The organism is Streptomyces sp. SID3212, assembly GCF_009865405.1.
Taxonomy (GTDB): Bacteria; Actinomycetota; Actinomycetes; order Streptomycetales; family Streptomycetaceae; genus Streptomyces.
The window spans coordinates 1-6,830 of record NZ_WWJY01001107.1; the positions used below are offsets into that span (position 1 = coordinate 1).

Consider the following 6,830-nt stretch of genomic DNA (forward strand, 5'->3'; position numbering starts at 1 on the left):
CACCGGCCAGGACCCGGACACCACCCCCAACGTCCCCCGCCCGCGCGCCCGCGCCGACCGCCCCACCGACCGGGTCACGGGCTACTGGCGGCGGCTGCTCCCCCTGCTCGCCCTGCTGGCGCTCGTCACCCGGCTGCCCTCCTTCCGCCACCCCCTGTGGAGCCCCGACGAGGGCTATCTCGCCGTCCAGGCCCGGATGCTCGCCGACGGGGGAGTGCTGTACGACACCGTCGTCGACCGGAAACCACCCCTGCTGCCCTGGCTGTACGAAGCCACCTTCGCCGTCCTCGGCGACTCCACCCTGACTGGCGTGCGCGCCCTCGCCGTCCTCGCCCACCTGCTCACCGCCGCGCTGCTCGCCGCCACCGCCCGCGACCGCTGGGGCGACCGGGCCGGCCGCACCGCCGGGGTGCTCTACCTGCTGGTCTCCGTCGGCCTCAACCCCGAGGACACCCAGGCCGCCACCTTCGAGGTCTTCATACTGCCGTTCACCGCCGCGGCCATGTGGTGCGCGGGAAGGGCCCGTTGGGGCGCGGCCGGGCTCGCGGTCGCGGGCGCGCTCCTGATGAAACAGACCGGCGGAGCCGTCCTCCTGCCCGTCCTCTGGCTCCTCGCCCGCACGCCGCGCGCCCGCACCGGGCTGCCCCGCCTGGCGGCCGGACTCGCGCTGCCCCTCCTCGCCGCCGCCCTGCTCACCACCCCGTCCGGACTCCTCTTCTGGACCGTCACCGGCTCCGGGTCGTACGCCACCCCCACCGGCTCCGAACTCCACGTCCTCCTGCGGGCGGTGGCCAACACCGCCCTCCTCGCCCTCGGTTGCCTGGGACTGCTCCCGCCCCTGCTGCGCCTCGCGCGCAGGACGGCCCCCCGGACCGATGGCGACCTGTGGTTCTGGCTCGCGTCCTCGGCCGTCGCCGTCCTCACCGGTTTCCACTTCTTCGGCCACTACTTCCTCCAACTCCTCCCGCCCCTGGTGCTGCTGGCGACCGAGGGCCTCCACCTCCTGCCCCGCCACCGCCTCACGGCCACGCTCACCACCGCGGCCTGCACCTGCGCGGTGTTCCTCGCCTGGGGCGTCCTCGCGCCCCGCCCCGAACTGGCCCACGCCCAGCGCCTCGCGGACGTCGTACGGGCTCGCACGACACCCACCGAGCGGGTGCTGGTGTGGGGGATACACCCCGAGACGTACTGGTTCGCCGACCGTGCCCCGGCCAGCCGCTACCTGACGGCCGGACTGCTCACCAACTACAGCGGGGGCCGCGACGGACCACGGGTCGGCGAGGCGTACGCCGTCGCGGGCGCCTGGCCCGCGCTCACCGCCGAACTCCGCGCCCACCCGCCTGCCCTGATCGTCGACGACTCACGCGGCAAGCCCTTCGCGCCGGAACGGCTGCCCACCCTGCGCCGCTTCCTGGCCCGCCACTACGAGCCGCTGCCGGACACGGTCGACGGCGCTGTGGTCTACGTACCGTCACCGGCTTCCGGCGTACCGTCGCCGCGTTCTGACGGATCGTCACCAGGTCGCTGACGTACGGCCGAAGGCCCCACGCACGACGCCCCGTACGCCGACACCCGGCGGCGCAGCTCGCGGTCGGCCGTGGCGACCACACAGCCGCGGCCCGCCGCCGCGGCCTCCGCCGCCAGCTCCACGATCCGGTCGTCCCCGCTGCCCGGCGCCGCCTCGACCCGCACCCCCGGCACGGACTCCACCCCCCGGGCCGCGCCCTCGACCACGAGCACGGTCTCCACCGGACCCGGACACCCGGCCACACCCCGCTCGCCGTACGGCACCAGGGCGTCGCGCAGCCGCTCGTTGGCCCCGCGACGGTCGCGCCACCACCCGTCGGGGACCGAACCGACCACGTTGGCCGCGTCGACGACCAGCAGAATCCTCATCCGGCCAGCCTGGCACAGGCGCGGGCCCGGGCGTGGTCACGGACCACCCGCCGGGGAGCGCGGGCCAGGGGCGGGCGGGGGGACGGCGGCGGGTAAAGTCGCCAACTGAGTTTTCCGCGACCGCGGAACGCTCCGATCTGTGTCATCGGCGTCCAGGAAGGCGGCTGCGGGGCATGACCACCGGCTGGCTGCTGCGCGGCAAGGACGACAGGCTGACGGCGTACGCCGCGACGGCGGACGGTGTCCTGCGCTGGACGGAGACCCTGCCGGGCGGCCCCGGCTGGACCGGACCCGAACTGCTGCCGTTCCCGGGGCTGTTGCCCCATCTGGCGTTCGCCCAGACCGCCGAGGGCTACGTGCACCTGCTGGGGGTACGGGAACGCCCGCGCCCCGAAGGGCCCAGGAACCGGGACGTCGTGCACGCGGTGCAGTTCCAGACGGGCCGCGCGCTGCGGGACTGGCAGTCCCTGGGCACCCCGCACACGAAGGACATGAAGGCCGCCGCCCGGATCGGCCGCCCGACGGCGGTCGTCGACGCGCGGGGCGCGCTGCACCTGTTCGTACGCAACGGCAACGGCAACCTCTCCTACCGCAACCAGTCGCCCACCGGCCGCTGGCTCGGCTGGGGCGGCGCCCCGGTGACGGGCAAGAAGCTGACGGGCGAGGCGGGCGCGGCCATCACCGACGACGGACAGATCGAGATACTGGCGGCGGGGCCCGGCCTGATGACGCATTGGCGCAGGCCCAAGCTCGACGTGAAGCCGGAGCGGGCCGAGGAGGGCACGGAGCCGGAGGCGTCGGCGGACGCGGTCACCGGCCTGTGCACGGCACCCGGCCGGCTGACGCACTTCTGGCGCGACACCGACACCGGCACGCTCCTCTCCTGGCGGCCCGGCACGGACCCCGTGGACCTCGGCGGCCCGGGTACCGGACTGCCCGCCCTGCTCCGTACCCCCGTCGACGGTCTCGACTGCACGATCCTGGCCGGGCGGGGCCCGGACGGCCGCCCGCAGGTCGCCGCGTACCCCACGGAGACCGAGGACGCCGGCCTCAACTGGACCCCGACGGGCGAGCCGTGCACCGGCGTCCCCGCCCTGGCCCTGGACGGGCTGGGCCGGGTGGTCCTGGCGGTCGTGGGCGAGGACGGCTCGCTGCGGGTGACGCGGCAGAAGGACGAGCCGGGGCTGGCGCTGGAGGCCTGGAAGCAGGTCTGAGCGACCACCGGGCGGGGACCACGCGGGAGAAGCCGGGCCGGACCACGCGGGAAACGGCGGACGGGCCGGTACGGATGTCCCGTACCGGCCCGCCCACTTGCCTGATCGCGTCGGCGCTACACCGGCACGCTGGCCACTCCCGGTGCCAGGAACCGCTTGCCGTTCACCCGCTCCGAGACACCCTCACGGTCCAGGTACGGGGTGATGCCGCCCAGATGGAACGGCCACCCGGCGCCCGTGATCAGACACAGGTCGATGTCCTCGGGCTCCGCGACGACACCCTCGGCCAGCATCAGCCCGATCTCCTGCGCCACCGCGTCCAGGACCCGGTCGCGGGTCTGCTCCTCGGTGAGGACGCTGTCCCCCTGGTCGAGCAGGGCGGCGACCTCCGGGTCCAGCTCCGGCTTCCCGGAGTCGTACGTGTAGAAGCCGCGCTTGCCGGCCTTCACGACCGCCGCCAGGTTCGGCGAGACCGTGAAGCGGTCAGGGAACGCGCCGTGCAGGGTCTCGGAGACGTGCAGGCCGATCGCCGGGCCGACCAGCTCCAGCAGCACCAGCGGCGACATCGGCAGACCCAGCGGCTCCACGGCGCGCTCGGCGACCGCGACGGGCGTGCCCTCGTCGATGACGTTCTGGATCTCGCCCATGAAGCGCGTCAGGATGCGGTTCACCACGAACGCCGGGGCGTCCTTCACCAGCACCGCGGTCTTCTTGAGCTTGCGCGCGACGCCGAACGCCGTGGCCAGCGAGGCCTCGTCGGTCTGCTCGCCGCGCACGATCTCCAGCAGGGGCAGCACCGCCACCGGGTTGAAGAAGTGGAAACCGACCACCCGCTCCGGGTGGTTCAGCTTCGAGGCCATCTCGGAGACCGACAGGGACGAGGTGTTGGTCGCGAAGACGGCATGCGCCGGGGCGACCGCCTCCAGCTCCGCGAACACCTTCTGCTTGACGCCCAGTTCCTCGAACACGGCCTCGATGACGAAGTCGGCGTCCGAGAACGCCTCCGCCTTGTCGAGCACGCCCGTGACCAGCGCCTTGAGCTGGTTGGACTTGTCCGGGTTGATACGGGACTTGAGCAGCAGCTTGTCGATCTCGCCGTGGACGTACGCCACGCCCTTGTCGACGCGTTCCTGGTCGATGTCCGTGAGGACGACCGGCACCTCCAGGCGCCGTACGAAGAGCAGCGCCAGCTGCGAGGCCATCAGGCCCGCGCCGACGACGCCGACCTTGGTCACGGGGCGGGCCAGGTTCTTGTCCGGCGCTCCGGCGGGCCGCTTCGCGCGCTTCTGTACGAGGTTGAACGCGTAGTTCCCCGAGCGGAGTTCACTGCTGAGGATCAGTTCCGCGAGGGCGCGGTCCTCGGCGTCGAAGCCCGCCTGGAGGTCGCCGTCCTTGACGGCTGCGATGATGTCCAGCGCGCGGTACGCGGCCGGGGCCGCGCCGTGCACCTTCGCGTCGGCGATCGCCCTGCCGCGCGCCACGGCCGCGTCCCAGGCCTCGCCGCGGTCCACCTCGGGCCGTGCGACCGCCAGTTCGCCCTTGAGCACGGCGGCGGACCAGAGCAGCGACTGCTCCAGGAAGTCCGCGCCCTCGAAGAGCGCGTCGGCGATGCCGAGGTCGTACACCTGGCCGCCCTTGAGCTGGCGGTTCTGGTTGAGCGAGTTCTCGATGATCACCGAGACCGCGCGGTCCGCGCCGATCAGGTTCGGCAGCAGGGTGCAGCCGCCCCAGCCGGGGACGAGCCCGAGGAAGACCTCGGGCAGCGAGAAGGCGGGGGTCGCGGCGGACACCGTGCGGTAGGTGCAGTGGAGGCCGATCTCGACCCCGCCGCCCATGGCCGCGCCGTTGTAGTACGCGAACGTCGGGACGGCCAGGCCCGCGAGGCGCTTGAACACGTCGTGGCCCGCGCGGCCGGACGCGAGGCCGTCCTCCAGGGTCTTGACCCCGACGAGGCCCTTGAGGTCGGCGCCGACGGCGAAGATGAACGGCTTGCCGGTGACACCGGCGCCGACGATCGTGCCCTCGGACGCTTCCTTCTCGATCCGGTCGATCGCGGCGTCGATGTTCGCCAGCGAACGGGGGCCGAAGGTGGTGGGCTTCGTGTGGTCGAGGCCGTTGTCCAGCGTGACGAGCGCGAAGCGCCCCACCCCGCCCGGGAGGTCCACATGGCGTACGTGCGCCTGGGTGACGACCTCTTCGGGGAACAACTCGGCGGCGCCCTTGAGGAGTTCGGCGATGCTCACTTGGTGCCTCCGTCGAAGTGCGGGTTCTCCCAGATGACCGTCGCGCCCATGCCGAAACCGACGCACATGGTGGTCAGGCCGAAGCGGACGTGCGGCTGCTCCTCGAACTGCCGGGCGAGCTGCGTCATCAGCCGTACGCCGGAGGAGGCCAGCGGGTGGCCGTACGCGATGGCGCCGCCGTACTGGTTGACGCGCTCGTCGTCGTCCGCGATGCCGTAGTGGTCGAGCAGGGCGAGCACCTGTACGGCGAACGCCTCGTTGACCTCGAACAGGCCGATGTCGGAGATCGACAGGCCCGCCTTGGCGAGCGCCTTCTCCGTCGCCGGGATCGGGCCGTACCCCATGACCTCGGGCTCGACGCCCGCGAAGGCGTACGACACGAGCCGCATCCTGACCGGCAGGCCGTGCTCGCGAGCGAAGTCCTCGGCGGCGATGAGGGAGGCGGTGGCGCCGTCGTTGAGCCCCGCGGCGTTGCCGGCCGTGACCCTGCCGTGGGGGCGGAAGGGGGTCTTCAACCCGGCCAGCATCTCCAGCGTCGTGCCCGGACGCATCGGCTCGTCGGCGGTGGCCAGGCCCCAGCCCGTCTCGCCGGCGGCGGGGTCGGTGCGGCGTACGGAGATCGGCACCAGGTCCTGCTGGATCTTGCCGTTGGCGTACGCCTTGGCGGCCTTCTCCTGCGAGCGCACCGCGTACTCGTCCGCCCGCCGCTTGGTCAGGTGCGGGAAGCGGTCGTGGAGGTTCTCCGCCGTCATGCCCATGAAGAGCGCGGAGTCGTCGACGAGCCGCTCCGAGACGAAGCGGGGGTTCGGGTCGACGCCCTCGCCCATCGGGTGGCGGCCCATGTGCTCGACCCCGCCCGCGATCACGATGTCGTAGGCGCCGAACGCGATCGACCCGGCGGTGGTCGTCACGGCGGTGAGCGCGCCCGCGCACATCCGGTCGATGGAGTACCCGGGCACGGACTGCGGCAGCCCCGCGAGGATCCCGGCGGTACGGCCGAGGGTGAGGCCCTGGTCGCCGATCTGGGTGGTGGCGGCGATGGCGACTTCGTCGATGGCGGCGGGGTCGAGGTCCGGGTTGCGGCGCAGCAGCTCCCGGATGGCCTTCACGACGAGATCATCGGCACGGGTCTCGTGGTAGATGCCCTTGGGGCCCGCCTTGCCGAACGGGGTGCGGACGCCGTCGACGAAGACGACGTCCCTGACGGTACGAGGCACGATGGCTCTCCTCCAGGGGTGCGGTTGCTGGCGCCCATGCTACTCGTGGGTAACTGGCCTGCCCACCCTTGACGGCGCGCGGTGGCGCGGGTCACCTGCTTTTGTCCTCAATCGCCGGACCGGCTTCGTTTGTGGCGTCTGCCCGGTGCGCGGGCGCGGCTTACCGATTGTCCTCAATCGCCGGACGGGCTTGATTTTGCCCGCTGCGGCCCGGCTCTTATCCGTGGGTCGGTTGCCGGGGGCCGGGCAGGGGTCGTGTC

The 6,830-nt window shown here is 72.8% G+C and carries 5 protein-coding genes; 2 read left to right on the forward strand and 3 right to left on the reverse strand.

Annotated elements, in window-relative coordinates:
• Positions 1-1,528 (forward strand): glycosyltransferase family 39 protein (locus GT042_RS32890; RefSeq protein WP_237531442.1); only part of this gene is annotated, 1,528 nt, incomplete at its 5' end.
• On the opposite strand, the gene GT042_RS32895 is transcribed toward GT042_RS32890, so the two are convergent.
• The gene (locus tag GT042_RS32895; protein WP_161312345.1) at positions 1,462-1,896 is read right to left on the reverse strand and encodes an NYN domain-containing protein; all 435 of its coding nucleotides are present in this window, start codon (positions 1,894-1,896) and stop codon (positions 1,462-1,464) included. The two genes, GT042_RS32890 and GT042_RS32895, sit on opposite strands and share 67 nt — an antisense overlap.
• A 173-nt stretch (positions 1,897-2,069) precedes the next feature.
• Between GT042_RS32895 and GT042_RS32900 the strand changes: the two genes are divergently transcribed.
• The gene (locus GT042_RS32900) at positions 2,070-3,110 is read left to right on the forward strand and encodes a hypothetical protein (RefSeq protein ID WP_161312346.1); all 1,041 of its coding nucleotides are present in this window, start codon (positions 2,070-2,072) and stop codon (positions 3,108-3,110) included.
• 116 nt (positions 3,111-3,226) lie between these two features.
• Here GT042_RS32900 and GT042_RS32905 read toward each other — a convergent pair whose 3' ends face one another.
• Together GT042_RS32905 and GT042_RS32910 are read right to left on the reverse strand one after the other, a co-directional pair.
• Positions 3,227-5,353: a 3-hydroxyacyl-CoA dehydrogenase NAD-binding domain-containing protein gene (locus tag GT042_RS32905; protein ID WP_161312347.1), complete on the reverse strand. Its 2,127-nt coding sequence runs from the start codon at positions 5,351-5,353 to the stop codon at positions 3,227-3,229.
• A complete protein-coding gene (locus tag GT042_RS32910) occupies positions 5,350-6,570 on the reverse strand; it encodes an acetyl-CoA C-acyltransferase (RefSeq protein WP_161312348.1) in 1,221 nt (406 codons plus the stop codon). The genes GT042_RS32905 and GT042_RS32910 overlap by 4 nt, the downstream gene beginning before the upstream one ends.
• Positions 6,571-6,830 lie beyond the last annotated feature (260 nt).

What these genes read in the sequence shown, in the direction of transcription:
- GT042_RS32895 (WP_161312345.1), bottom strand. Translation starts at nt 1,896, where the DNA reads ATGAGGATTCTGCTGGTCGTCGACGCGGCCAACGTGGTCGGTTCGGTC.
- GT042_RS32900 (WP_161312346.1), top strand. Translation starts at nt 2,070, where the DNA reads ATGACCACCGGCTGGCTGCTGCGCGGCAAGGACGACAGGCTGACGGCG.